The sequence below is a fragment of the Kribbella sp. VKM Ac-2568 genome (assembly GCF_004345365.1).
Classification (GTDB): domain Bacteria; phylum Actinomycetota; class Actinomycetes; order Propionibacteriales; family Kribbellaceae; genus Kribbella; species Kribbella orskensis.
In genome coordinates, this window is sequence record NZ_SLVF01000004.1 from 136,088 (window position 1) to 158,512 (window position 22,425).

General features: G+C 68.2%; 24 protein-coding genes and 1 tRNA gene. 17 read left to right on the forward strand and 8 right to left on the reverse strand.

Annotation, left to right across the window (positions count from 1 at the left end; all coding sequences use genetic code 11):
- The first annotated feature begins 103 nt into the window (after positions 1–103).
- The 9 genes from EV648_RS11825 (at position 104) to EV648_RS11860 (ending at position 6,448) form a co-directional block, all read left to right on the forward strand.
- Positions 104–610 carry a glycine cleavage system protein R gene (locus tag EV648_RS11825; RefSeq protein WP_132289136.1) on the forward strand — a complete coding sequence of 169 codons (507 nt, stop codon included), beginning with the start codon at positions 104–106 and terminating at the stop codon, positions 608–610.
- Positions 607–1,173, forward strand: coding sequence for a peptide deformylase (locus tag EV648_RS11830; RefSeq protein WP_132289139.1), 567 nt, complete (start codon positions 607–609; stop codon positions 1,171–1,173). Before EV648_RS11825 ends, EV648_RS11830 begins: the two co-directional genes overlap by 4 nt.
- A 203-nt stretch (positions 1,174–1,376) precedes the next feature.
- Positions 1,377–1,457 (forward strand) — tRNA-Leu (locus EV648_RS11835).
- 326 nt (positions 1,458–1,783) lie between these two features.
- Positions 1,784–2,110 carry a helix-turn-helix transcriptional regulator gene (locus tag EV648_RS11840; RefSeq protein ID WP_132289142.1) on the forward strand — a complete coding sequence of 109 codons (327 nt, stop codon included), beginning with the start codon at positions 1,784–1,786 and terminating at the stop codon, positions 2,108–2,110.
- Positions 2,107–2,682, forward strand: coding sequence for an SRPBCC domain-containing protein (locus EV648_RS11845; protein ID WP_199234557.1), 576 nt, complete (start codon positions 2,107–2,109; stop codon positions 2,680–2,682). Before EV648_RS11840 ends, EV648_RS11845 begins: the two co-directional genes overlap by 4 nt.
- A gap of 427 nt (positions 2,683–3,109) precedes the next feature.
- Positions 3,110–3,295, forward strand: coding sequence for a hypothetical protein (locus EV648_RS43685; RefSeq protein WP_206751939.1), 186 nt, complete (start codon positions 3,110–3,112; stop codon positions 3,293–3,295).
- 236 nt (positions 3,296–3,531) lie between these two features.
- Positions 3,532–4,578, forward strand: coding sequence for a methyltransferase (locus tag EV648_RS11850; protein ID WP_132289145.1), 1,047 nt, complete (start codon positions 3,532–3,534; stop codon positions 4,576–4,578).
- Between the two features lie 144 nt (positions 4,579–4,722).
- Complete coding sequence (locus EV648_RS44025) at positions 4,723–5,460, forward strand: VOC family protein (protein WP_132290547.1); 738 nt, start codon at positions 4,723–4,725, stop codon at positions 5,458–5,460.
- Positions 5,461–5,590: 130 nt separating this feature from the next.
- Positions 5,591–6,448, forward strand: coding sequence for a carboxylesterase (locus EV648_RS11860; RefSeq protein WP_132289148.1), 858 nt, complete (start codon positions 5,591–5,593; stop codon positions 6,446–6,448).
- A 239-nt stretch (positions 6,449–6,687) separates the two neighbouring features.
- Here EV648_RS11860 and EV648_RS11865 read toward each other — a convergent pair whose 3' ends face one another.
- Positions 6,688–7,461 carry a dienelactone hydrolase family protein gene (locus EV648_RS11865; RefSeq protein WP_132289151.1) on the reverse strand — a complete coding sequence of 258 codons (774 nt, stop codon included), beginning with the start codon at positions 7,459–7,461 and terminating at the stop codon, positions 6,688–6,690.
- Positions 7,462–7,801: 340 nt separating this feature from the next.
- Between EV648_RS11865 and EV648_RS11870 the strand changes: the two genes are divergently transcribed.
- Both EV648_RS11870 and EV648_RS11875 read left to right on the forward strand, forming a co-directional pair.
- Complete coding sequence (locus EV648_RS11870) at positions 7,802–10,528, forward strand: LuxR C-terminal-related transcriptional regulator (protein ID WP_132289154.1); 2,727 nt, start codon at positions 7,802–7,804, stop codon at positions 10,526–10,528.
- A 124-nt stretch (positions 10,529–10,652) separates the two neighbouring features.
- A complete protein-coding gene (locus tag EV648_RS11875) occupies positions 10,653–11,339 on the forward strand; it encodes a hypothetical protein (protein WP_132289157.1) in 687 nt (228 codons plus the stop codon).
- Positions 11,340–11,435: 96 nt separating this feature from the next.
- On the opposite strand, the gene EV648_RS11880 is transcribed toward EV648_RS11875, so the two are convergent.
- The 4 genes from EV648_RS11880 to EV648_RS11895 all read right to left on the reverse strand — a co-directional run bounded on the left by EV648_RS11880 (position 11,436) and on the right by EV648_RS11895 (position 14,128).
- Positions 11,436–12,593 carry a winged helix DNA-binding domain-containing protein gene (locus EV648_RS11880; RefSeq protein WP_132289163.1) on the reverse strand — a complete coding sequence of 386 codons (1,158 nt, stop codon included), beginning with the start codon at positions 12,591–12,593 and terminating at the stop codon, positions 11,436–11,438.
- A gap of 61 nt (positions 12,594–12,654) precedes the next feature.
- Entirely contained in the window at positions 12,655–13,113 is a 459-nt protein-coding gene (locus EV648_RS11885) for a hypothetical protein (RefSeq protein ID WP_132289165.1), read from the reverse strand.
- 9 nt (positions 13,114–13,122) lie between these two features.
- Positions 13,123–13,584 carry a GrpB family protein gene (locus tag EV648_RS11890; protein ID WP_132289167.1) on the reverse strand — a complete coding sequence of 154 codons (462 nt, stop codon included), beginning with the start codon at positions 13,582–13,584 and terminating at the stop codon, positions 13,123–13,125.
- Positions 13,585–13,609: 25 nt separating this feature from the next.
- Positions 13,610–14,128 (reverse strand): DinB family protein, encoded by a 519-nt coding sequence (locus EV648_RS11895; protein ID WP_132289169.1) that lies wholly within the window; start codon positions 14,126–14,128, stop codon positions 13,610–13,612.
- Positions 14,129–14,196: 68 nt separating this feature from the next.
- Here EV648_RS11895 and EV648_RS11900 point away from each other — a divergent pair, with 68 nt between their 5' ends.
- The 4 genes from EV648_RS11900 (at position 14,197) to EV648_RS11915 (ending at position 17,390) form a co-directional block, all read left to right on the forward strand.
- Positions 14,197–14,676 (forward strand): DUF3592 domain-containing protein, encoded by a 480-nt coding sequence (locus EV648_RS11900; RefSeq protein WP_132289172.1) that lies wholly within the window; start codon positions 14,197–14,199, stop codon positions 14,674–14,676.
- Positions 14,677–14,793: 117 nt separating this feature from the next.
- Positions 14,794–15,543 (forward strand): DUF4118 domain-containing protein, encoded by a 750-nt coding sequence (locus EV648_RS11905; RefSeq protein ID WP_132289175.1) that lies wholly within the window; start codon positions 14,794–14,796, stop codon positions 15,541–15,543.
- A gap of 428 nt (positions 15,544–15,971) precedes the next feature.
- Entirely contained in the window at positions 15,972–16,811 is an 840-nt protein-coding gene (locus tag EV648_RS11910; RefSeq protein ID WP_132289178.1) for a Bax inhibitor-1/YccA family protein, read from the forward strand.
- Between the two features lie 141 nt (positions 16,812–16,952).
- On the forward strand, positions 16,953–17,390 hold the full coding sequence (locus tag EV648_RS11915; RefSeq protein ID WP_132289181.1) for a VOC family protein: 438 nt from the start codon (positions 16,953–16,955) through the stop codon (positions 17,388–17,390).
- A gap of 121 nt (positions 17,391–17,511) precedes the next feature.
- Here the strand turns inward: EV648_RS11915 and EV648_RS11920 are convergent, their stop codons facing one another.
- The gene (locus EV648_RS11920; protein WP_132289184.1) at positions 17,512–17,742 is read right to left on the reverse strand and encodes a DUF4287 domain-containing protein; all 231 of its coding nucleotides are present in this window, start codon (positions 17,740–17,742) and stop codon (positions 17,512–17,514) included.
- A gap of 103 nt (positions 17,743–17,845) precedes the next feature.
- Entirely contained in the window at positions 17,846–18,874 is a 1,029-nt protein-coding gene (locus EV648_RS11925; RefSeq protein ID WP_132289187.1) for an SGNH/GDSL hydrolase family protein, read from the reverse strand.
- Positions 18,875–19,018: 144 nt separating this feature from the next.
- Between EV648_RS11925 and EV648_RS11930 the strand changes: the two genes are divergently transcribed.
- Positions 19,019–20,392 carry a cystathionine beta-synthase gene (locus EV648_RS11930; RefSeq protein WP_241995068.1) on the forward strand — a complete coding sequence of 458 codons (1,374 nt, stop codon included), beginning with the start codon at positions 19,019–19,021 and terminating at the stop codon, positions 20,390–20,392.
- A 115-nt stretch (positions 20,393–20,507) separates the two neighbouring features.
- On the opposite strand, the gene EV648_RS11935 is transcribed toward EV648_RS11930, so the two are convergent.
- Positions 20,508–20,690 (reverse strand): hypothetical protein, encoded by a 183-nt coding sequence (locus EV648_RS11935; protein ID WP_132289193.1) that lies wholly within the window; start codon positions 20,688–20,690, stop codon positions 20,508–20,510.
- 99 nt (positions 20,691–20,789) lie between these two features.
- On the opposite strand from EV648_RS11935, the gene EV648_RS11940 reads away from it, so the two are divergent.
- Entirely contained in the window at positions 20,790–21,950 is a 1,161-nt protein-coding gene (locus EV648_RS11940) for a helix-turn-helix domain-containing protein (RefSeq protein ID WP_132289196.1), read from the forward strand.
- The last annotated feature ends 475 nt before the right edge of the window (positions 21,951–22,425 follow it).

Consider the following 22,425-nt stretch of genomic DNA (forward strand, 5'->3'; position numbering starts at 1 on the left):
AGGTCGAATCTAGCCAGCTCAGGGCGCCTCGAGGGTCCGCCCGGCCCGTCCGGATACCGAAGTCGTGCGGAGTCGAGACTTTGGTCCGGGTAGGTTTCCGCCCATGAGTCAGCTCGCCGTCACCGTCATCGGCCCGGACCGCCCGGGCATCATCGCCGACGTCACCGAGGCCCTCGCGCAGGCCGGGGTCAACCTCGAGGACTCGACCATGACGCTCCTGCGCGGCCACTTCGCGATGATGATCGTCTGCTCGGGCTCCCTGCCCGAGGTGAAGGAGGCGGTCGAGCCGCTCCGCGGGGAACTCGTCATCACGGTGCGCCAGATGGGTCCCGAACACGCCCACGCGCCGATCGGACCGCCGTACATCCTCAGCGTCCACGGCGCCGACCGCCCCGGCATCGTTTCCGCGATCACCCGGATGATCGCGTCCGTCGGCGGCACCATCACCGACCTGACCACCCGGCTCAGCGGCCAGCTGTACGTCCTCACGGCCGAGGTCGAACTCCCGCCCACCGCCGCGCTCGGCATGCTGCAACGAGCCTTGGAGATCACAGCCGAGGAACTCGGCGTGGGCGTCACCCTGCGCCCGGCCGAGAGCGACGACCTGTGACTCTCGGACACCTCAACCACGCCCTAGCCAGCTGGAGTCCAGCCCAGCTCGGTATCACCGGAGATGTCCTGGAGGTGGTCCGCGCCCCGCACCCAGTACTCGCCAACGACGGCGCCGAGATCGACCCCCTCGACCCGGTGATGGTCACCCTCGCCGCCGACCTGGTCGCCACCATGCGCGTCTCACCCGGCTGTGTCGGTCTGGCTGCACCCCAGGTGGGTGTGGCGGCCCGGATGTTCGCCCTCGACGTGACGGGCCACCCCAAGACCCGCACCTGCCACGGCGTCTTCGTCCTCTGCAACGCCGTCGTAGTCGAGGCCACCCGCAAGGAAAAGGCCCGCGAAGGCTGCATGTCCGTCCCCGACCTCACCGGCGACGTCAAACGAGCCACCCGCCTGACCGTCACCGGAGTACTCCCAGGGACCAAAGACGAGGTAACCCTCACCACCGACGCCTTCGAAGCCCGAGCCGTCCAACACGAAATAGACCATTGCACCGGGCAGCTCTTCCTGGACCGGGTAGCCGGCGCCCACGCCATCTACCCGCGCAAGGTCTACCTGTAGGTAGTTCCAGCCACCCACCCAGCCCACGGGTAACTCGATCGACCTGGCGGGCCGAACGAAGGTGATCCGCCGGCCTCCCGGGGCGCGAGCGGCGTACAGGCGTCTTCGGGGCACATCCAGCGCGGCGAGCCCAGACTCACCCCACCCATCCTTACCCTGTGTCCGTGGCCAGGTTCTACTTGTAAGGTGCTCCTCTGGCTCCTGCCCGGGTGGCGGAACGGCAGACGCAGCGAGCTTAAACCTCGCAGCCGAAAGGCATACGGGTTCGAATCCCGTCCCGGGCACTTGCGGGTCTGACCTGCGCAGATGCCGCCCAAGAAATATCAGCCCGGCTGGAAACAAGGCCGCCATGGTTGCAAGGGTGGTTGCAGTTGTCACCGCATGATGCCCACAGCGCCTCCCCGGACCCGCCACCCCACAGCCTGCGACCCCGCTCCGGACAGCTTCCTGACACGGAGGGGAGTCAAATGCGTGCGTCGGTTCGTGCCTACCTGCCGGGAGTGTCATGGGGTGGTTCAAGGCGTGCGGTGGGAGAGGGTTCAGCGCTCGAAGCGAACCTGAACGCTTATGTACCTTGACGATTACATAAGCCCGTCGATACATTGATCGAGTGGAAGCAGTATTGCGGGCACTGGCGGACGAGAGCCGGCGCACGGTGCTAGAGGCGTTGGCCAACGGGGAAGCGACCGCGGGTGAGCTGGCGGCCCTGCTGCCGATTGCCCGCCCGGGCGTGTCCCGGCATCTGCGGGTGCTGCGTGAGGCGGGTCTGGTCGAGGTTCGCCAGCAGGCGCAGCGGCGCATCTACGGCCTCCGCCCGCAGCCTCTCGCCGAGGTCGATGAATGGCTGGGTCGATACCGGGCCTTGTGGGAGCAGCGGCTGGACGCCCTGCACACCGAGGTCGCCCGAGGAAAGCACGAACAGAGGAGCACCAGATGACCAAGAGCACAAAGGAGCACCGGATGACCGACAACGCAGGTCGCCGTACCCGCGTCCTGGGCAGGCTACGATCAGCCGATGGCACGGGCGTCGTACGCATCGAGGACCGCTACGACACCGATATCGACGACCTGTGGTCCGCCCTCACCGATCCGCGCCGTCTAGCCCGCTGGTACGGCGAGGTCGAGGGTGACCTCCGCCGCGGCGGGCAGTTCAACGTGTACCTCGAAGCCGCTGGCTTGCACGGGGTCGGGCGGGTGGAGGTGTGCGAACCCCCGCGGCGGCTGCAGGTGGTGACCAGGGAAACCGACGAGTCCTGGCAGCAAGGTGGTGGCGTGCCGCCCTTCGACCAGACCCTCGAGGCAACGCTGACCGCCGACGGAGGCCAGACCATCCTGGTCATTGAGACCCACGGCATGCCCTTGGACAAGATTGCCTTCTACGGGGCCGGGTGGCAGATCCACGCCGAAAATCTGGCCACCTACCTCGCCGGGCGCGAGCCCGGCGACACGGAGGCGCGGTGGAATGAGCTCGTCCCTCGCTATCAGGAGCTGGCAACAACCATCGGCTAGCACCGCCACAGCGTCCGGGAGCGACGCAAGGGCCGTTCTGCATCTTTGTGGGCGATGTGACGCAGCGAGCCGCTGGCGATCGTCCTGCAGCAGCCGTGTCGCGAGCCGGATGCTGAAACCATCCCGGATCTGTCCATGGCTGTTCAGAGGGTGAGTGCCATGCGGAAAGTGCTATCGCCAAGAAGGCTGCGATCGCCGCCACTGTCGGGTTTGCCGGCCTGGCCGTCTTCCAACTGACGCGTGCGGCGGGCGCCCCGCTCGGGGAGGCGGCCTGGGGAGGAACAACCGGGGGGCCAACTCTCGGCCGGCCTCCGTGTCGGCAGCGCCATCTATCGTCGTGTACGCCGTCTCTGCCGCGCTGATCCTGCGGCGCGCGAGTGTCCGGGTCCCTTGGCTTTCCCGCGGAGTTGCACGGATCGGCTCGTGGGTGCTCGTGGTGCTGCTGACGCTTGGAACGGTGGCGAACATCTTGTCCCAAAGTCCGTGGGAACGGTTCCTGCTCGGCCCAGTCACGTTCGTGCTGGCCGGATTGTGTTTCGTCGTTGCTCGCAGCGCCGCGGACACCGTCGCCTCTGCGTCCGAGAGGCCCGAGCGCCAGCAGGCTACGCAATGAGCAACACCGCTCACAGGTCCTGAGCTGGAAGACTTCTACGCCGAGCACAAGGATTGGGTTGAATACGCCGGACTGGTTGACGCAGTGCAGGACCAACTCTCAGAAGGGCTGCAACAAGAGGTTCTACACAGACCTGACCATGCCGGTCTTTTCAAGATGGGCATTCCTTCGGATGCGCTGGCGGCTTCGCGCGGCCTAGCGTCGGTGTCTGAAGGTTCCCCTTGGAGGTCATCACCATGAGCAGCACTGGTGGAGAGAAAAGAGACCGCGAAGGTGGCGGCGACCGGGCCCGAGAGCTACACCGCCTGGTCACCGGGTACCAGGTATCGCAGGCGGTGCACGTCGCCGCGACCTTGGGGCTGTCCGACCTGCTCGCCGACGGTCCGAGAAGCGTGGCCGAGCTCGCTGCGGCCACGGGAGCGGACGCACGTTCGTTGACCCGCCTGATGCGCGCGCTGGCAGCGGTCGGGCTTTATGTCGGCGACGGCGGCGAGAGGTTCGCGAACACCGAGCTCGGTGACGCATTCCGGACCGATGCGCCGCATTCGGTCGCCGGCTGGGCGCGCTTGGTCGGCCGGCCGTTCCACTGGCAGACGTATGCGTCGCTGGAGCACAGCATTCGCACGGGTGAGAACGCATTCGCAGCTGTCCACGGGGAGTCGGTCTGGGACTATCTTGCCAAGCACCCCGCCGAGCAGAAGGTCTTCGACGAAGCCATGACGGCGTTGTCCCAGGCGGTGGCTGATGAGGTCGTCAACGCCTACGACTTCGGTCGGTTCGGCACGGTCGTCGACGTCGGCGGCGGTCGGGGGATGCTATTGGGGGCCATCCTGTCGCGCTACCCCGCGGTCAACGGCGTGCTGTTCGACCAGCCCGATGTCGTGACCGGCGCGCACGAGCTGCTGTCGGCGACCGGTGTGTCGCAGCGCTGCCGAGTGGTCGGGGGCAGCTTCTTCGACTCTGTCCCCGACGGCGGGGACGCGTACCTCCTCAAGGCGGTGATCCACGACTGGCCGGACGCCGAGTCCGTCGAGATCCTGCGCACCTGCCGGCGCTCGATGCCGGCGCACGGTCGCCTGCTGTTGGTGGAGCAGCTGCTTGACGAGTCTCCAGACCCCGTTCGGACGGCGTTGTCCGACCTCACCATGCTGGTCGTGGCAGGCGGTCAGGAACGTACGACGGACGAGTACCGCTCGTTGCTTGCGGCGGCTGGCTTCGACCTCACCCGTACGGTGCCGACCGAGAGCGACGTGTTCGTGCTCGAGGCGGCGCCAGCTCAGTAGGTGTCGTTCGCACGTTCCGGATTGCCCTCGACGGCACACGCCCAAATGCTCGGCGGCCCGGGCGGGGCGTCTTGGGCGGGGAGTGTCGCATGGCCCACTGGCTGGTTCATAACACTCGTCCACCTGGGCATAGGGTTGGGCGGCATGGCCCTGCGACTTGTTCAGGTGAATTTCAAGGCTCGGGATGACTCGGCGCTGGGCCTGTTCTGGGCGGGGGCGCTCGGCTGGGGTGTTTCCAGCGAGGAACCCGGTGCGACCAGCGTTACGCCCGTGGGTTCCGCCTGGCCTGTCCCCGACGCGGTCTCCGTCGATGTCATCGCCGTCCCGGACCCCGAAACAGTGAAAGACCGCGCGCACATCGAGCTCGCCACCACCTCTGCGGCCCATCACGCGGAGTTGGTCGCGCGCCTGAAGGAGCTCGGCGCGACGCCCGCCGACGTGCGCCAAGGCGACCTCCCGTGGACAGTTCTGGCCGACCCTGAGGGCAACGTGTTCTGCGTCCTGGAGCCTCGAGAGACCTACCGGGACACCGGCCCGATCGCCGCGGTGGTCGTCGACTGCGCGGACCCGCGGGCAATGGCCCGGTTCTGGGGCGAGGCGATGGACTGGACCCTGCACGAGGTGACCGACGATCATGCGCTGCTGCGTTCGGCCGAGGGCGTCGGCCCGTATCTGGAGTTCCTCCGCACGCCCGATTTGAAGGACATGTCGAACCGCGTCCATCTCGACCTGCTGCCCTACCCCGTTGACGGTCAAGCGGCAGAGGTGGCCCGGGTCGAGGCCCTGGGCGCGACGCCCGCCGACGTAGGGCAGGGCGACGTCCCGTGGAAGGTTCTGGCCGACCCGGAGGGCAACGTGTTCTGCGTCCTCGGCCCGGCCTGAGGCAGGAGCGCTCGTGGGGGACACGCGGCACCGTCGGGGATCGCCGGAGCCGGCATGGGTTGCGTAGGATGAGCTCGTCGTCGGTTCGCTAGGTCGGATGATCCTCCGCTGCGACCGAGAGGAGTTCGGCATGGTGTCCATTTCGGAGCGGGAGAGCAGGGAGATCGAGGCGGCGAACGCCTCCGGTACCACTCCGGTTGTCTTCATCCACGGCCTCTGGCTGCTGCCGAGCAGCTGGGCCAACTGGGCGGACTTCTTCAAGCAGGCCGGCTACGTGCCGCTGACGCCGGACTGGCCAGACGATCCCGAAACGGTTGAAGAGGCGCGGGCGACCCCGGACGTCCTCGCCAACAAGACACTGAAGCAGGTTGCCGACCACACAGCCGATGTGATCGGCAAGCTCGAGAAGAAGCCCGCCGTGATGGGCCACTCGACCGGCGGATTGTTCGCCCAGATGCTCGCCGGCCGTGGGCTCTCGGCAGCCACGGTTGCCATCGACCCGGGCGTATTTCGTGGCGTCCTGCCGCTGCCCCTCTCCACGCTCAAGGCGAGTGGACCTTTCTTATTGAACCCGCGGTATCGAGGCCGAGCCATCACGCTCACCTTCGATCAGTTCAAGTACGGCTGGACGAACGCCCTCGATGATGACGAGGCGAAGCGCCTGTACGACACCTACCACGTGGCCGGGTCGGGGATCGCCCTGGCCCAGATGGCCAACGCCAACCTCAACCCCCGGACCGAGTCGAAGGTCGACACGATGAACCCCGATCGGGGTCCGCTGCTGATCCTCGATGGGGAGAACGACCACACGGTTCCCTGGGCGATCGCCAACGCCTCCTACAAGCGGCAAAAGGGCAACCCCAGCGTCACCGAGATCAAGAAGATGCCCCGCCGCGGCCACTCGCTGACCATCGACCACGGCTGGCAGGATGTCGCGCAGACCGCGCTCGACTTCGTCGACCGGTTCGTCCCGGCCAAGCCGAACTAGCCGGCCTCGATCTGCTCGAGCAGGTGGACGTTCTCTGTGAGGTCAGGGTCGGTTGGAACGCGGACTAGCCGCGGCCTCGCGTCTTCCAGGTCCAGCGCGTGAGTTTGGCGAAGTCGTCCCAGTGGCTTGGGTGCTTGGCCGCCGGGTGGGCCGCACCGTGCTCGCGAGGGTCCGGTGTAAGACGGGTGCGGCAGCGGTATCGGCGTCCGGTGCGGAGGCGGACGCCGATACCGGTCAGGTCAGGCCGGTGACGGGCTGACCCGGCCGAGGTGCCGGGGCAAGAACTCGTGGTCGAGCCCGTACCAGCGGATGTTGCGGTGATCGCCCGGGTTGGCGTGCAACGTCTTTTCCTTCGAGGCGAAGGCGTCGAACAACGTGAGAGTGGATTGGCGGTCGACGTGCTCGTCGTCCCACGGGAGCAGGAACTGGATCGGGACGGTGATCCGTCTCGCTGCCTCGATCAGCGCCTCGTGCACGACGAACCCGCCACCGAAGATGGCGGCGGTGATCCTGGGGTCGATCGCCGTCAGCGGTATCCCGATCGCGGTGCCCAAGGTGATGCCACCGCCATAGCCGATCGGCGCTTCGGTGCCGATCTCGGGCAGTTTCTGAAGGGCGTCCAGGGTCGCCTGCCATTCCGGTACGGCACGCTCCGCCAGTGAGATGCCGTAGTGGACGCTGATCGACTCGACGCGCTCGGTCTCGCCCGCCATCATGGCCTGCCGGAGGTCGGCGCGGACCTGCTCGTCCTCCGCCGTGCGCGGGCGGTCGCCGTGTCCGGGCGCATCGATGGCGGCCACGGTGAAACCCCAGGTGGTCACGTTTTCGTGGGCGCGGGCCATGAGTTCCGGTGCCTTCTTGTGCAGGCCGCCACCGTGACCCATCAGCACCAGTGGGGCGTGATCGGAGCCGGATACGGGCGACCAGAGCACGCCGGGGACTTCGCCCACGATGAAGTCGCGTTCGAGCACACCGTTCGACGATGTCTCCGCGGTGAAACGTACAGAATGCATAGGTTGTTGCCTTTCGGGAGTGCCTTGTAATGGAGGCGCTCCCGGCGACACTTACGTCAATCGCCCGACCGCGACGAAGCAGGGAGCACCCACGTGCGTACAGCGTTCATGGGTCTCACCTCCTCGGGCAGTGTCACGGCCTCCGGCACGTTATCAACCCTGACGCGGCCCCGCCCACCCATTTCCTGTCGACCAACCCAATGGTGAATCCAGCGCTCATGCGGCGGGCCATCGCATGGTCGGTGCCGAAACATGAGTCCTGCCACCGTGCCCGAGCAAGACCAGGGCCCGCCAACGCACGCATCTGCCGTGGAGTGGACAGTGGGCCTACGCTGACCGGATGCCTGTGTTGGGCACCAAACTGCATCTGCCTTCGCCGCGTCGGCGGCTGGTGCAGCGCGCCCGCCTCACCGACCAGTTGCGCGCGGACGGAGGGGAAGGGCCGCGGCTGGTCCTCGTCGTGGCACCGGCCGGGTTCGGCAAGACCACACTCCTGGCGCAGTGGCTGGCAGCCGAGCCGTCGCAGCGCAGAGTGGCGTGGCTGGCTCTGGACTCGGGCGACGCCGACCTCCGACGGTTCCTGGCGCACCTCGTGGCTGCGATCCAGACCGCCGAACCCGAGGCTGGTATCGAGGCGCTCGCCCTGCTGGAGGCCGGCGGCACCACGCCGACCGACGCCGTACTGGTCAGCCTGATCAACGATCTCGACGTCCTCGCCGGTCCCACAGTGGTGGCGCTCGACGACTACCACGTCATCGACGCGGCCGCCGTCCATGAGGCGGTGACCTTCCTCCTGGACAACCTGCCTCCGCAGGTCACGTTGGCGATGACCACTCGGGCCGACCCGCCGCTCCCGCTGTCCCGGCTGCGTGCGCGTGGCGAGCTCGTGGAGGTGCGGGCCGCGGACCTCAGGTTCACCACCGACGAAGCGGAGGTGTTCCTCAACGAGGTGATGGGGCTGCAGTTGAAGCCCGCCCTCGTGGCCGCGCTCGAGGCGCGCACCGAGGGGTGGGCGGCCGGGTTGCAGCTGGCCGCGCTGTCGGCCCGGACCCATGCCGGCGCCGACGGGTCTGGAGACGTCGCCGGGTTCGTCGATGCCTTCTCTGGAAGCCATCGGTTCATCCTCGACTACCTCGTCGAGGAGGTTCTGGACCGACAGCCGGACGAGGTACGCAGGTTCCTGCTCGACACCTCCGTGCTCGACCAGCTGACCGGCGGCCTCTGCGACGCCCTGACCGGTCGCTCCGACGGCCAGCCGATGCTGGAGACCCTCGAGCGCGAGAACCTGTTCGTCGTCCCGCTCGACGACGAGCGCCGGTGGTACCGCTACCACCACCTCTTCGCCGATGCATTGCGTGCCCGTCTTGCTGCCCGGCATGCCGACCGGGTCGGTGAGCTGCACGCCGCCGCCAGCCGATGGCTGGCCGAGAACGGGCTGCTTGCCGATGCCGTCCGGCACGCCATCGCGAGCGGCGACCACGAGCACACCGCCGACCTCGTCGAGCTCACAGTGGCCGACCTGCGCCGACGACGCCAGGACCGCACCCTTCGCGACTGGCTGGTCGCGCTACCCGACGACGTCGTACGGCGCCGACCGCTGCTCGCCACCCACGTGGGGTGGAGCCGGCTCTCCGAGGGCGACTTCGACGGGGTGGAGGCGTGGCTCGACGCCGCCGAGGCTGGTCTCGACGCGACGCCGCCATCGACCATCCCCAGCGCGGGTTCGCTGGCCGAGGCGGTCAGGGACCGGGAGAGCGATGTCCGCTCCCTCCCGGCCATGATCGTGGTCTACCGCGCCTCGGTCGCCCAGGCCCGAGGCGACGTCGACGGTACGGTCTCGCACGCTCGCCGGGCACTCGCGCTGGCCGGGCCGGAGGACCACTTCCCGCGCGGCGCCGCCGCCGGCTTCGTCGGTCTGGCGGCATGGGCCGCCGGCGACCTCGGTACTGCGGTGGACACGTTCACCGAGGCGGTCGCCGGCCTGCACGCGGCCGGCATGGTCGCGGACGAGCTAGGCGCGACCGTTGTGCTGGCGAACATGTGGCTGGCGCGCGGACGTCCGGTCGAGGCGCGCCGGCTCTACGAACGCGCGCTGATCGCAGCCGAGAGCCACCCCGGACCGGTGCTCTCCACCACTGGCGACCTGCACGTCGGCCTCGCCGACGTCCTCCGCGAGCAAGGCCACCTCGATGCGGCCGCGGAGCACCTCGAGGTCGCCCGCGAGCTCGGCGACCGGGCGTCGCTGCTGGAGAACCGGCATCGCTGGTACGCCGCGATGGCCGCACTGCTGCAGGCGAAAGGCGACCTCGACGACGCGATCGCGATGCTCGACCAGGCCGAGCCGCTCTTCCTGCCCGGCTACTTCCCGGACGTGCGGCCGATTGCCGCGACCAGGGCGCGGCTGCGGATCGTCCAGGGCCGCCTCGATGAGGCGCGGGCGTGGGCGCGCGAGCGCGGGGTCGCGCCGACGGATCCGCCGACCTACCTGGCCGAGTACGACCAGCTCACCCTCGCCCGGCTGCTCGTCGCCGAGGGTGACGCGCGCGAGGCGCTCGGCCTGCTCGACCGCGTGCTGGACGCAGCGCGGGCGGCGGGCCGCGACGGCAGCCTGGTCGAGGCGGACCTGGTGCGGGCGCTCGCCCACCACGCGAACGGCGACGCGGACTTGGCGGCGGCCGACCTCACTGCCGCCCTCACCGACGGGGTGCCGGCCGGCTACTGCCGCCTCTTCCTCGACGAGGGACGGCCGATGCTGGAGCTGCTCGGGCAGGTTGCCCGCGCCGCGGCGCACGACGTACGGACGCATGCGGAGCACCTACTGGCCGCCGCACAGAGACCGTCGGCAGCACCCGCTCCCGCTGGACCCGCCTCCGAGGAAGGACTCAGCGAGCGCGAGCTCCACGTGCTGCGCTTGCTGGCTACCGAGCTCAGCGGGCCGGAGATCGCGCGACAGCTCTTCGTCTCGGTGAACACGCTGCGCACGCACACCAAGCACATCTTCACCAAGCTCGACGTGAACACCCGCCACGCCGCGGTACGTCGAGCCGCGGACCTCGGCCTGCTCTGAGCGTCGCCGCGGCCGAATCACCAACCCGGTCACATCAGATGGTGATGTGGCCTCACCACGTCGATTCCTAACGTCACGACCATCGCCGGACAACCGCCCGGCACCGAACACCAAGGAATCCGACATGAACATCACCGCCAATCGCCTCACCGCAGCCTCCGGTCTCTGCGCCGCAGCCGCGGGCGCCATCTTCATCGGCGTCCAGATCAACCACCCGCCGGCCGACGTCGCGCACATCGCCACCACCGAGATTGCGGTCCGCGAGACCGCGAAGGCCCTGATGACCGTCCTGGCGCTGGTCGGCTTCACCGGCATGTTCCTCCGCAACCGCCGCCGGTTCGGCGTCCTCGGGCTCGCCGGCTACCTGCTGCTGACCGTCGGCTACCTCGCGATCTTCGCCGTCCAGGTCATCGTCGCCTGCGTCCTCCCGACAGTGGCGAAGTCGAACCCGGGCTACGTCCAGGACGTCCTCGACGCGGCCGTCGGTGGCAGCCCGCTCGGCGACATCGGCCACATGCACGAGCTGTTCCTCGTCTCCGGCGTCGGTTACTCGCTCGGTGGTCTGCTGTTCGGAATCGCACTGTTCCGCGCCGGCATACTGGCCCGCTGGGCCTCCCTGCTGCTCGCCTACGCCACCACCTCCGCCCTCGCGCTGGCCGTGCTGCCGGAGTCCTTCAACCGCCCGTTCGCGGTGCCCACCGGCGTCGCGCTGATCGGCCTCGGCATCTCGCTATGGCGCGACCAGCGCCGGCAGGCCAAGACCGTCGACGCGCCGGCCACGGTACGGGTCGCGGAGCCAACCACCCGATGAGCACCCGCGAGCGGAGCCGGCCAGCGCCTGTGGCGCTGGCCGCTCAGCGCGCTGAAGCTGTTGGAGATGCACATTGCTGGTCGCGGTTGGGAGCGTTCAGCCGGACTTCATGGCTGGGGATGGGTAGCCGGTGATGCGGGTGCCGTTGAGCCAGGTGGTTAGGCGGGATGCCTCTTCGTCTAGGGCGCGGCGGGCGTCAGGGGAGATCCGCTCGAGTAGACGAACCTGTACTGCGCCTGCGGTGTCATGGGTCCAGCAGCCCACTACTCGGCCGTTGAGCCAGGCGGTTGTGCCGGCGTTGCCGCGGGTGTCGAAGAGTTGGGTGGCGTGCGGGCCTAGGTAGAAGTCGCGTTTCTGCCAGCCCATCACGGTTGGGTCGAGCACTGGTAGGAGCGCGACCCAGGCGCCGGGGTCGGAAACCTCGTCGAGGTCCCCGGGGAGTAGCCAGCCGGTGCCGCCGTCGTCTAGAGAGACCTCGACGGCATCGAGTTCGGACAGGGCCGCTCGTACTACGGTCTTGGTTGCGCCTAGCCACCAGACGAGGTCGTTCTCGGTGCCGGGGCCGAAGGTGTGGAGCCAGCGGCGGATGATTTCGCGGTAGCCGTCGGCGGCGTCCCACGATGCCGGCACGTTGCCGAGCCAATGGCGCATAAGGGTCAGGCGCGGGCGCGCAGTACGCCAGTGGGCGGTGTTGGTGCCGCGCACGATGTCCGCGGTGGCACCGAGATGGGTGAGGACCCCGGACGCCGACCAAGTCGCGCCTGCTGCCAACGGCACCCTCACGTCGATCATCGGTACCGCCTGCCGTACTTCGAGGGCCGAGCGGCCGTCCGGCGCGTCAGCGAGTACTGCGAGGACCTCGGCGCGGGCGTGGTCGAGCCAATCCTCGCCGTTGTCGGTGAGGCCGGCTTTAGCGGCTTCCTTGGTCATCCGCGCCCGCTCGATGCCGGCAACCCGGGCGGACGCGCTGGGCCAGACGGCCGGCAGCAGATCGCGCGGGAACGCGAAGAGAGTGCGGCGCATGGCGAGTTGCTTCACGAGGCTGCGGTCGTCGTACAGCGCCCGGTCAACGTCTTCGACCTCGAGTGACTCGACGCGCGCCCAACAGGACAGGTAGACCGTCGCCGGCTCGGTGGCGTGCAACACGGTCATCGCCCGCGTCGCCGCCTCTGGGGAGTCAACGCTGAACCCCGGAGCCAGTGCGTGCCGGACGGCCAGCCGAGCCCGCCGCTCGTCGTCGGATACGTGCTGCATCGGCCCTCCCCGTCAGACCCACCCAAAGGACCGCCTACGGTACTCAGCCGCACCGACAGACTCAGGGGTGTGGCTGATCGGGCAGGTGGTTCCATTCGTGCTCGTCAACTGGGACGTGTTCGGCGGTGGCCAGGTAGCGGTGGGCCAGGTCGACCAGTTGGGTTGGGGAGATGTCGGGGAGGGCGGCGTAGTCTCGCTGGTTCAGGTCGAGCGAGTAGAAGCCGGTCGGGCGGTCTCGGAGCTCGGTGATGACCACGCAGCGGCAGAGGTTGTAGGCCTGGCGAGTCATCGGGACGACGTAGTGGTTGCCCAATTCGTTGCGATGGTAGTCGAGCCACTCGGGACGGCCCCGCGCGCTGGCGTACGGCGTCTGGGTCGCCTTGGCGATGAGGGCCTCGAGGGCATCGGTCGAGACGACCTTGATGACGCCTGATCCACCGTCGAACAGGAAAGGCAGCTGGTCCGGGCCGAACCTCGGCCACAACCGGACCCGACCGCGCCATCCGAACAGCAGCTTCATACCTTGAGCCTAGGTGTTGGTCAGGCGGGAGAAGAAGGCCGACTTCTCGGACTCATAGGTCTCCGGGTCACCGGCGTTCTGCTTGAGAGCGTTGTACTGCGCGCGCAGGGCGGGGTCGTTCGCCAGGAGACGCCAGGCGTGGGTGAAGCGGTGGTCGTGTTCTGAGTTGACGGGAGTCACGGCCAGGCCGGTCGGCAACTCACGGTCGGGGATGTCGAAGACGGCGAGCGTTGACGCCCAGGAGTGGAGGCTGGCCCGGGGATAGAGGACGTCCAGGGCAGCGACCACCTCGTCGAAGGTGCCAGTGGGGACGCGGAGGTGAAGGTCCACGTCGCCTTTGGTCAGGAGCCCGGGAAGGCTGGAGGCGCCGGTCCAGAGGAGTTCGCCGGGTATCGCCGCGGCGGTGAGGTCAGCCTGGATCTGTTGGTGGATCCGGGCAGCCTGGGTGGTGATGGTGTCGGACCAGATCAAGGGCGTGTGGAGTCTCTGCGGTCGGTCATTCGCCGACTGTGCCGTCGGTGGCTTCTCGGAGGAGGTCCAGGTGGCCCAGGTGGCGGGCGGTTTCCTCGATCAGGTGGGTGATGGCGTAGCGGAGGTTGAAGGCCATGTCCTCCCCGCGAGCCAGGTCGTCGAAGGAGGCGGCCGCCGTGGTGATGGCGCGGGAGCGGGCGCACTCGGCCTGGTAATCCGCGACCAGGGAGGCGAGGGTGTCACCGGGGGCGATGGGGAAATTGCCGTGCGGGTTCTCGTCGGTCCAGGGCCACTCGGCGTCGGTGGCGGCGAAGTCGATGGCGAACCAGAAGCGCTCGACGCCCGTGAGGTGTTTGACGAGCCCCGCGGGAGTCAGGGCGGACGGCGCGACCGGACGGCCGAACGCCTGCGCGTCGCTGAGGCCGGCCACCTTGTTTACGACGGTGTCCCGCAGGAAATCGAGCATTCCACTCAAGGTGGCCCGCTCATCGGCGGCCTCGGGCGGGCGGACGCGCTCCACAGCCTGTACCTGCTCGGAAGACATGGGGGAAAGCTAGCCGCGATCTTGTGCAGTTGCTATCGCAATCGGGCGCAGGCTGGCTGAATGGTCGCATGAGAGAACCCGGCCCTTTCTTCTTCGGCCTCGTCGCGGTCGCCGGGATCGTGTTCGCCGGGTTGTCGGTCGCCGAGGTTGTCGCGGAGGACCGGTTGCGGGGCGTGCTGGACGCGCGGGGACAGGTGACAACCGGCGTGGTGATGGAGGTCCAGGAGCGGGACCGGGCCGGGCTGCCGATGTCGGTCGAGGTCGTTCTGCCTGACCGGCGGCGGGCCGAGGTCCAGTTCGTCAGCAGCGACGACGATCTCGAGATCGCCCGGGCCGAGGTCGGGGAGAAGGTCGAACTGGTCGTCGATCCGCTGGATCCGGACCAGAACCTGGTGGTTGCCGACTACGGCCGGTGGTGGTCGGGGACCGTGGTCGAGTCGCTCGATTTCAGGACCCTGGTTCCCGCTGGGGCGGCAGTGGTCGCTTGCGTGCTGGCGCTTCGGGCCCGCCGACGACGGCGGCCGGCTCAATCGGTGGCGCAGACCTGAGGAGTCGGCTCAGGAGCTCCCAGGAGGCACCCGAAGAGCCGTGAGACAAGGGGTGAACTCTGTCAGAGTCTGGTGAGAAGCGTTGATTGTTCGCGTGGGGTGAGCGTCAATGGAGGAGTGAAGAGTTACCGCAATCAGGTGCTGACCGCGGCGGTTCTGGTGCCGTTGGCGGTGTGCGCGGCGCTGGTGCCCTTACGGCACAGCTTTGACAATGCGAACGCGGCCTTGGTGCTGGTACTCGTGATCGTTGCCGTGGCCTCCTTCGGGATCCGGCCGGCGGGCGTGGTCGCGGCCGTGTCGAGCGCGGTCTGGTTCGACTTCTTCCTGACGGTGCCGTACAACCGGCTCACCATCGCGGACCGGGAAGACATCGAGACCACCATCCTGCTGGTCGTGATCGGCGCCGCGGTCACGGAGATCGCGATCTGGGGCCGGCGGCAACAAGCGCGGGCCAGTCGCCAGACCGGCTACCTGGCCGGCGTGATGACCACCTCGCAGGCAGTCGCGCGCGGCGGTTCCACCGATGACGTGATCGATCATGTGCGCACGCAACTGACCGCAGTACTGGGTATCGACGGGTGCAAGTTCGTTGCCGGCGGCAAGCGGCCGCAGGAGCCGCAGTTGAACTCGGACGGGTCGGTGACCCGCGGCGAGCACGAGTACAAGGTCGAGCGGGACGGGTTGCCGACGGACTCGGAGATCGAGCTCGTCGTGCAGCACGCCGGTGTCGTCCGCGGCCGGTTCCTGCTGACGGCGGCGAGCCGGATCGCCCGGCCGGATCTCGAGCAGCGCCTGGTCGCGGTCGCCCTGGCCGACCAGGTCGGCGCGGCGCTCGCGTCGCAGGAGTCTCCGCTGAATCATCCCTGAACTGGCCTGCGGGAAGAACCACATCCTGGGTGGCCACCGGTCCCGGCGTCGTACTTGCCCATACAGGTACGACGCCGTGCCGCGTCCGCAGCAAGTTGCAACCACCCTGGTCAGACCGCCGTAGCTACGGCATTATCCCCACGTGAACGAGCAGGCCGGGGTGCTCGGTCGGAGCGAATTGCTGGGGCGCTGCGGGCTGGTGGAGGCGGGGTGCTGGCGGCGTGGTGTTCGGTCGTATTCGCGTGCCGCGATTCCGATGCCTCCGGAGCGGTTGTGCTGGCTCGGAAATGCTTGAGCTGGTTGGGTTTTGCAACCTGTGGGATCCGGTTGGGGAACACGTAGGTGTTCCTCAGGCGTTGTTAAGGGTGGACCCGTAGTATCGCGACACGACCCACAGCGGGTCGACAGTGGGTCATCAGGAGGATGACATGCAGAGCAGTAACCCGGTCCTGAACCGGTCGAGTGCATTTGCGCCTGGCCAAGGCCAGGCCTATCCCGGGGCCGCTCCGTACGGTCAGCCGGGTCCTTACGGTCAGCCCGGCCAGTACGGCGGGCCCGGTATGCCGCCCCAGCAGTACCAGGGCGCGCCCGCAGCCAGCCGTCCCATGACGTTGGACGACGTCATCGTCAAGACCTCGATCACGCTGGGTGTCGTCGTCGCGGCGGCCTTCGTCGCATGGTTCACGACGCCTGACAACCTGGTCACGCCGGTGTTCCTGGCCGGCGCGCTGCTGGCGTTCGCGATCGCGATGGTGCTGTCGTTCTCGCGCAAGATCAACCCCGCGCTGCTGATGGTGTACGCCCTCGCCGAGGGTGTGTTCCTCGGCATCGGCAGCAAGTTCATCGCCAACTGGGTCGGTGACCCGGGCATCATCGTGCAGGCGATCCTGGCCACGATGGTGACTGCCGGCCTGACGCTCGCGACGTACAAGTACTTCGCGATCAAGGTGACACCGCGGTTCACCAAGATGGTGATCATCGGCACGATGGGCTTCGTCGGCGTGCTCCTGATCAACTTCATCGCCAGCCTGTTCGGCGTCAACACCGGCATCGGCGGGTTCGGCGCGATGGGTCTGTTGTTCGCCGCGCTCGGCGCCGGCCTGGCCGTGTTCAACCTGATCCTCGACTTCGACATGGTCGAGCAGGGTGTCCGCGCCGGAGCCCCGCAGAACGAGGCCTGGCGGGCCGCGTTCGGCCTGACCGTCACGCTGGTCTGGCTGTACTGGAACCTGCTGCGGATCCTGGCGATCCTGCGCGGTGGCGACTGACCGGCCGACTAGCATCGGCTAGCTGACTCGAGAGGCTCGGTTCCTTCAGGTGGAGGAGCCGGGCCTTTCGCATGCCCCGGAACCGTAGTGCCCACGAACTGCCGGCTGGGAACTGTCGGTGGGCCTTGCCAGAGTTGCCGCATGACGACCAGGTGGACGATGACGATCGACTGTGCGGACCCGGCGCTGGTGGCGCGGTTCTGGTGTACTGCGCTGGGCTACGTGGAGGCTGATCCGCCGGAGGGCTGGGACACCTGGGAGTCGTGGCTGGTGGAGCAGGGGGTGCCCGAGGAGGAGTGGAACGACGGGGCCAACGTGTCCGATCCGGACGGCAGGCTGCCGTCGATCTCGTTCCTGAAGGTGCCCGAGCCGCGGACGACGAAGAACCGGCTGCACCTGGATCTCCAGGTGAGCGGTGGGCGTGCTCAGCCCCAGGAGTTGAGGGACAGCCGGATCAGGGAAGAGGTCGGGCGGCTGGTCGCCGCGGGGGCGACGGTGAGGGCCGAGGTCGAGCAGAACGGCTCACTCGACCACTTCTGGATGGCCGACCCGGAAGGGAACGACTTCTGCGTGGTCTGACGCCGGCACCCGGCAGCTCGCCACGAGGGTTCAGAGCAAGAGGGGGCTGACGGCAACGAAGACCTGCCCCTCCACCTGAAAGGGCAGGCCTTCGGCTGAATTCAGACTCCTGTTCGGCTCGTCAGCCCATTCGCCTGTGCGCTCTGACCAGGTCGTATTCATGGACGATGGCTGTGGCGTGCCCGTGAGCGAGGGCGTACTCGGTCAATAGCCATCTCACCCGCTCATCGAAGCGCAGGAACGACGGTCCGTCGTTCATCAACTTGAACCACTCTGTCATCTCGCGTCCGGTGCACTCGGGCACCTTCTGCACCAGACGTTGGTGCGTCTCCTCGGAGTGGTTCAAGCCCATCTTCGCCTCCCGTCATCGGGGTACTGCGTAGTTATCGACTGTGCACCAGGACATCGAGGCAAATCAAGACCTTCGGTATGAAAGTCCTCGCTCAGCGGACGCGCTATTTCCCAACAGGCACTGCGTCCGCCGGGCTCGCGAACCCTTCCTCGACCCGGTCGACATCGGCCTTCGGATGCCGGCGACGGTGCCGCAGTTGGGCCCAGCGTCCGCGGGGGCCGCGGTCGTTTCCGGCGACCTTGGCGGCGGCCACCTCCGTACCGGCCGTTCGGGCAGCCTGGACGGCAGCCTCGGCGATCGGGAGGACCGCCTCGCCACGAAACGACTCCGGGTGCACGAAGGACTCCGGGCCGACCCCGACGGCCGCGGCGACCGAGGGCAGCAGCGCGGCCGCGGCAGCGGCGTACCCGGTCACTGACGGGTGGAAGTTGTCCGGGCCCCACATCGACGGGTTGGTCCGGAACGCCTCGCTCAGCAGCGAGCCCATCGACACCGTGCGGCCTCCGGCCTCGACCACGCTGATCGTCTGGGCGGCGGCGAGCCGCTGGCTCCACGACCTGGCCACCTGGCGCAGCGGCGGCATGATCGGCCGGACCACGCCGAGGTCCGGGCAGGTGCCGACCACGACCTCGCAGTTCGCGGCCCGCAACCGGCGGACCGCGCTGTCGAGCAGCCGGACGGAGGTCGACGGCGGCATCTGCGACTTGACGTCGTTGACGCCGATCAGGATCGCCGCCACGTGCGGTCCGGCGAGCAGCGCGGTGTCGACCTGGCCGGCCAGATCGTTGGACTTCGCCCCCGTCCGCGACACGTCGACCAGGCGGACCGGACGCTTCGCCAGCTCGGCGAGACCGCAGGCCAGCAGCACGCCGGGCGTCTCGTCGGGTGAGGAAGTGCCGTATCCGGCTGCGCTGGAGTCTCCGATCATCGCGAGCGTGATCGGGTGACCTGGGTACCGGCCATACAGGCCGTCGCCCTTGGCCGGGTGAGCCTTCATCGGACCGATGACGTGCTTGGCGTACCGCGCTTCCGCGGTCAGTACGCCGTACAGCGTCGCTCCGATCAGTCCGAGTCCCCCACCACCGAAGGCTGCGGCCTGGGCCAGTTTCTTGGCGGCCCGGGCTTTTGTCATAGGACCAGGATTACACGCTGTGACGCTGGCGCAAGCGAAAATAGGGACCGACGCGCTGCGTGACTCGTCACTCCTGCCGCCGCGTCGACGGGGATGGTGACGGCGATGGCGCTGTGGAGGCGCATGTCCCATACAGTGAGATGCGTGCGCTACGTGAACTCACTCCTGGACCTGATCGGCAACACCCCGCTGGTGCGGCTCTCGAAGACCACCGACGGCGCGAAACCGCTGGTGCTCGCCAAGGTCGAGTACCTGAACCCCGGCGGCTCCGTGAAGGACCGGATCGCCGTCCGGATGGTCGAGGCAGCCGAGGCCGCCGGCGAGCTCAAGCCCGGCGGGACGATCGTCGAGCCGACCTCCGGCAACACCGGGGTCGGGCTGGCGATGGTCGCCCAGGCGAAGGGCTACAAGTGCGTCTTCGTCTGCCCGGACAAGGTGAGCGAGGACAAGCGCAACGTGCTCAAGGCGTACGGCGCCGAGGTGGTCGTCTGCCCGACCGCGGTCGCGCCGGAGCACCCGGACTCGTACTACAACGTCTCCGACCGGCTGGTCCGCGACATCGAGGGCGCCTGGAAGCCGAACCAGTACGCGAACCAGAACAACCCGCTGTCGCACTACGAGACCACCGGCCCGGAGCTCTGGGAGCAGACCGAGGGCAGGATCACCCACTTCGTCGCGGGGGTCGGCACCGGCGGCACGATCAGCGGCACCGGCAAGTACCTCAAGGAGGTCTCCGGCGGCCGCGTGCAGATCATCGGCGCGGACCCCGAGGGCTCCGTGTACTCCGGAGGCACTGGCCGGCCGTACCTGGTCGAGGGTGTCGGTGAGGACTTCTGGCCGGAGACCTACGACAAGACCATCTGCGACCGGATCATCGAGATCTCCGACGCGGACTCGTTCGCTGTCACCCGGCGGCTGGCCCGCGAGGAGGCGATGCTCGTCGGTGGGTCCGCGGGCATGGCCGCAGCCGCGGCGATCAAGCTCGCGCACGAGCTCGACGACCCGGACGCGGTCATCGTCGTACTGCTGCCGGACGGTGGCCGCGGCTACCTGACGAAGGTGTTCAACGACGACTGGCTCGCGCAGTACGGGTTCCTCGCGCACGCTCGGCAGGGGACGACGCTGGGCCAGGTGCTGGCCGGCAAGGACGGCAGCATGCCGCCCCTGGTCCACACCCACCCGCACGAGACGATCGCCGAGGCGATCGAGATCCTGCGCGAGTACGGCGTCTCCCAGATGCCGGTGGTTCGGGCCGAGCCGCCGGTAATGGCGGCCGAGGTGGCCGGCTCGGTGTCCGAGCGGACCCTGATGGACGCCCTGTACTCCGGCCAGGCCCGGCTGGCCGACATGGTCGAGCTGCACATGGACCCGGCCCTGCCGTCCCTCGGCGCGGGCGAATCCGTGGCCAAGGCCGTCGAACTGCTGGAGGGCAAGGACGCCCTCATGGTCCTCGACGACGGCAAGCCGGTAGGCGTTCTCACCCGGCAGGACCTGCTCGGTCATCTGTCGGTCGGCTGACGATTCCCAACCGTCGGGGTGGTTCGGCGTACAGCTGATCCACCCACCCGCCCCACGGGCTGATCCGCAGCTTGGTTGCCGCAGGTAGTTCCAGAGCTCAGCGGGTAGGCGATGGTCACTCGTCCAGCCACTCGGCGCCGGTGTCGTCGCGGTGGTAGCCCTGGTGGTAGCCGCGGTCGCAGGTACGTCCCGTGAGTGGGTGCGTGCCGTCGCAGGGCTCGTCCGCGGAGTGGAGGATCGGCCAGCCTCGGGCGTCGACCTCCACGCCGCTGCGCGTCCTCCCCGTGTCGGTGCTCATGTCGAAAGCATGGCTACTCGACGAGGTGGGATCGAGGACTCCCGCGTATCCCTCTGGTTCAGAATGCAGGGATACAGCACTGTGGGTAACACTGGTCGTGTGAGCTTCGGGAGCCGGCTGAGGGAGTACCGCGATCACCGTGGTTGGTCGCTGGCTGACCTGGCTCGGGAGACCCACTACAGCCGGTCTTACCTGTCGAACCTGGAGAACGGACGGAAGGCGCCGACTGATGACCTGGCCCGAGCGTGCGACGAGGCCTTGCGGGCCAAGGGTGAACTGATCGCCGCTGCGCGAGGTGACACGGTTTCGCAGCTTGACCGAACTCCTTGGCAGACGGCTGAGTTGGTTCAGCGGATGCAGGCCAGTGACACGACCAAGAACACGCTGGAGAGCCTCCACTCGACGATCGAGGAGCTCTGCTGCCAGTACAGCCACCGTGACGCTCTAGAGCTCCGGCAGGAAGCGCAGGGCTGGCTTCAGCATGTCGCCGGATTGCTCCGCCGGCCGGTCGGTCTGCAGGCACACCAGGAACTGCTTGTTGCCGGTGGCTGGCTTGCGCTGCTGGCCGGTTGCGTGGAGTACGACCTGGGCATGCGTACGGCGGCCGAGTCCACCCGGACGGCGGCGATGCAGCTTGGGCTCGAGGCGGGTCACCCTGAAATCGCAGGCTGGGGACACGAGATGACGGCCTGGTTCGCGCTCACGCAGGGGCGCTTCCGCCAGGCGGTCGAGGCGGCTCAGAAGGGTCAGGCTGTCGCGCAGACCAGCAGCGTGCACGTCCAGCTGATCGCGCAGGAGGCGAAGGCGAAGGCGCGACTCGGTGAGTCCGGTCTCCGCCCGCTGCTCGAGAGCGGCAAGGAGATGCTCGAACAACTGCCGTATCCCGGCCGTCCCGACAACCACTTCAAGGTCGACCCGGCAAAGTGGGACTACTACGCGATGGATGTTCACCGGATCGCTGGAGATGACGAGCAGGCGACTCAGTACGCGCGCGCCGTGATCCGGGACAACATCACGCCGGATGGGGTGGAGCTGAGACCGATGAGGGTGTCTGAGTGCCGGATCACCCTTGGCATCGTCGCGGGCCGACGGGGTGATCTGGAGCAGGCCGTCGAGCTCGGGAGGAGCGGGCTCGAGGGTGATCGGCAGAGCAAGCTGCATCTGCAGATGGTCGGCGGGGAGCTGGATCAGGAGCTGCGTCGCCGGTACCCCGGCGAGGGTCTGGTGGCCGAGTTCGAGGAGACCCTGCGCGGCCTATGACGCTGCGCAGTACCAGGCGGTCAGCGGTCGACGACGGTGGGGACGATGGCTATCAGGATCGTGACGAGGATGCCGAGGACGATCGCTGCTGTTCCGAGGATCTGGAGGATTTCCATACTTCAAGAGTCCTTCGGGAAGGCCTGCCGGCCATCGGTCTCCGGGCCGGTCTTGCGCTCCTCCCGCGGTAGCACCGGCGCGCTCGCAGCTCATACTTCCGTTGCCTGGGGCAACGCCGTGCGGGGACCACGAAAATGCAGCACGCCCGGCGGACCCAAGTGGGTCTGCCGGGCGTCGGCATCATCCGGCCGCGCTCGAGCGGATCGGTGGTGCGCTCGAGCGGTCGACGGTGGGATCAGCGGTCGATCGGTGGGGTCAGCGGTCGACGACGGTGGGGATGATGGCGATCAGGGCGGTGATCAGGACACCGCCGACGATGACGACTGTGCTCAGGATCTGGAGGAGGCTCATGCTTCAA

Excerpts from the sequence above, each read along its gene's own strand:
- EV648_RS11825 (WP_132289136.1), top strand. The coding sequence starts at position 104 with ATGAGTCAGCTCGCCGTCACCGTCATCGGCCCGGACCGCCCGGGCATC.
- EV648_RS11845 (WP_199234557.1), top strand. The coding sequence starts at position 2,107 with ATGACCAAGAGCACAAAGGAGCACCGGATGACCGACAACGCAGGTCGC.
- EV648_RS11850 (WP_132289145.1), top strand. The coding sequence starts at position 3,532 with ATGAGCAGCACTGGTGGAGAGAAAAGAGACCGCGAAGGTGGCGGCGAC.
- EV648_RS44025 (WP_132290547.1), top strand. The coding sequence starts at position 4,723 with ATGGCCCTGCGACTTGTTCAGGTGAATTTCAAGGCTCGGGATGACTCG.
- EV648_RS11860 (WP_132289148.1), top strand. The coding sequence starts at position 5,591 with ATGGTGTCCATTTCGGAGCGGGAGAGCAGGGAGATCGAGGCGGCGAAC.
- EV648_RS11865 (WP_132289151.1), bottom strand. The coding sequence starts at position 7,461 with ATGCATTCTGTACGTTTCACCGCGGAGACATCGTCGAACGGTGTGCTC.
- EV648_RS11870 (WP_132289154.1), top strand. The coding sequence starts at position 7,802 with ATGCCTGTGTTGGGCACCAAACTGCATCTGCCTTCGCCGCGTCGGCGG.
- EV648_RS11875 (WP_132289157.1), top strand. The coding sequence starts at position 10,653 with ATGAACATCACCGCCAATCGCCTCACCGCAGCCTCCGGTCTCTGCGCC.
- EV648_RS11880 (WP_132289163.1), bottom strand. The coding sequence starts at position 12,593 with ATGCAGCACGTATCCGACGACGAGCGGCGGGCTCGGCTGGCCGTCCGG.
- EV648_RS11885 (WP_132289165.1), bottom strand. The coding sequence starts at position 13,113 with ATGAAGCTGCTGTTCGGATGGCGCGGTCGGGTCCGGTTGTGGCCGAGG.
- EV648_RS11895 (WP_132289169.1), bottom strand. The coding sequence starts at position 14,128 with ATGTCTTCCGAGCAGGTACAGGCTGTGGAGCGCGTCCGCCCGCCCGAG.
- EV648_RS11900 (WP_132289172.1), top strand. The coding sequence starts at position 14,197 with ATGAGAGAACCCGGCCCTTTCTTCTTCGGCCTCGTCGCGGTCGCCGGG.
- EV648_RS11910 (WP_132289178.1), top strand. The coding sequence starts at position 15,972 with ATGCAGAGCAGTAACCCGGTCCTGAACCGGTCGAGTGCATTTGCGCCT.
- EV648_RS11915 (WP_132289181.1), top strand. The coding sequence starts at position 16,953 with ATGACGACCAGGTGGACGATGACGATCGACTGTGCGGACCCGGCGCTG.
- EV648_RS11920 (WP_132289184.1), bottom strand. The coding sequence starts at position 17,742 with ATGGGCTTGAACCACTCCGAGGAGACGCACCAACGTCTGGTGCAGAAG.
- EV648_RS11925 (WP_132289187.1), bottom strand. The coding sequence starts at position 18,874 with ATGACAAAAGCCCGGGCCGCCAAGAAACTGGCCCAGGCCGCAGCCTTC.
- EV648_RS11935 (WP_132289193.1), bottom strand. The coding sequence starts at position 20,690 with ATGAGCACCGACACGGGGAGGACGCGCAGCGGCGTGGAGGTCGACGCC.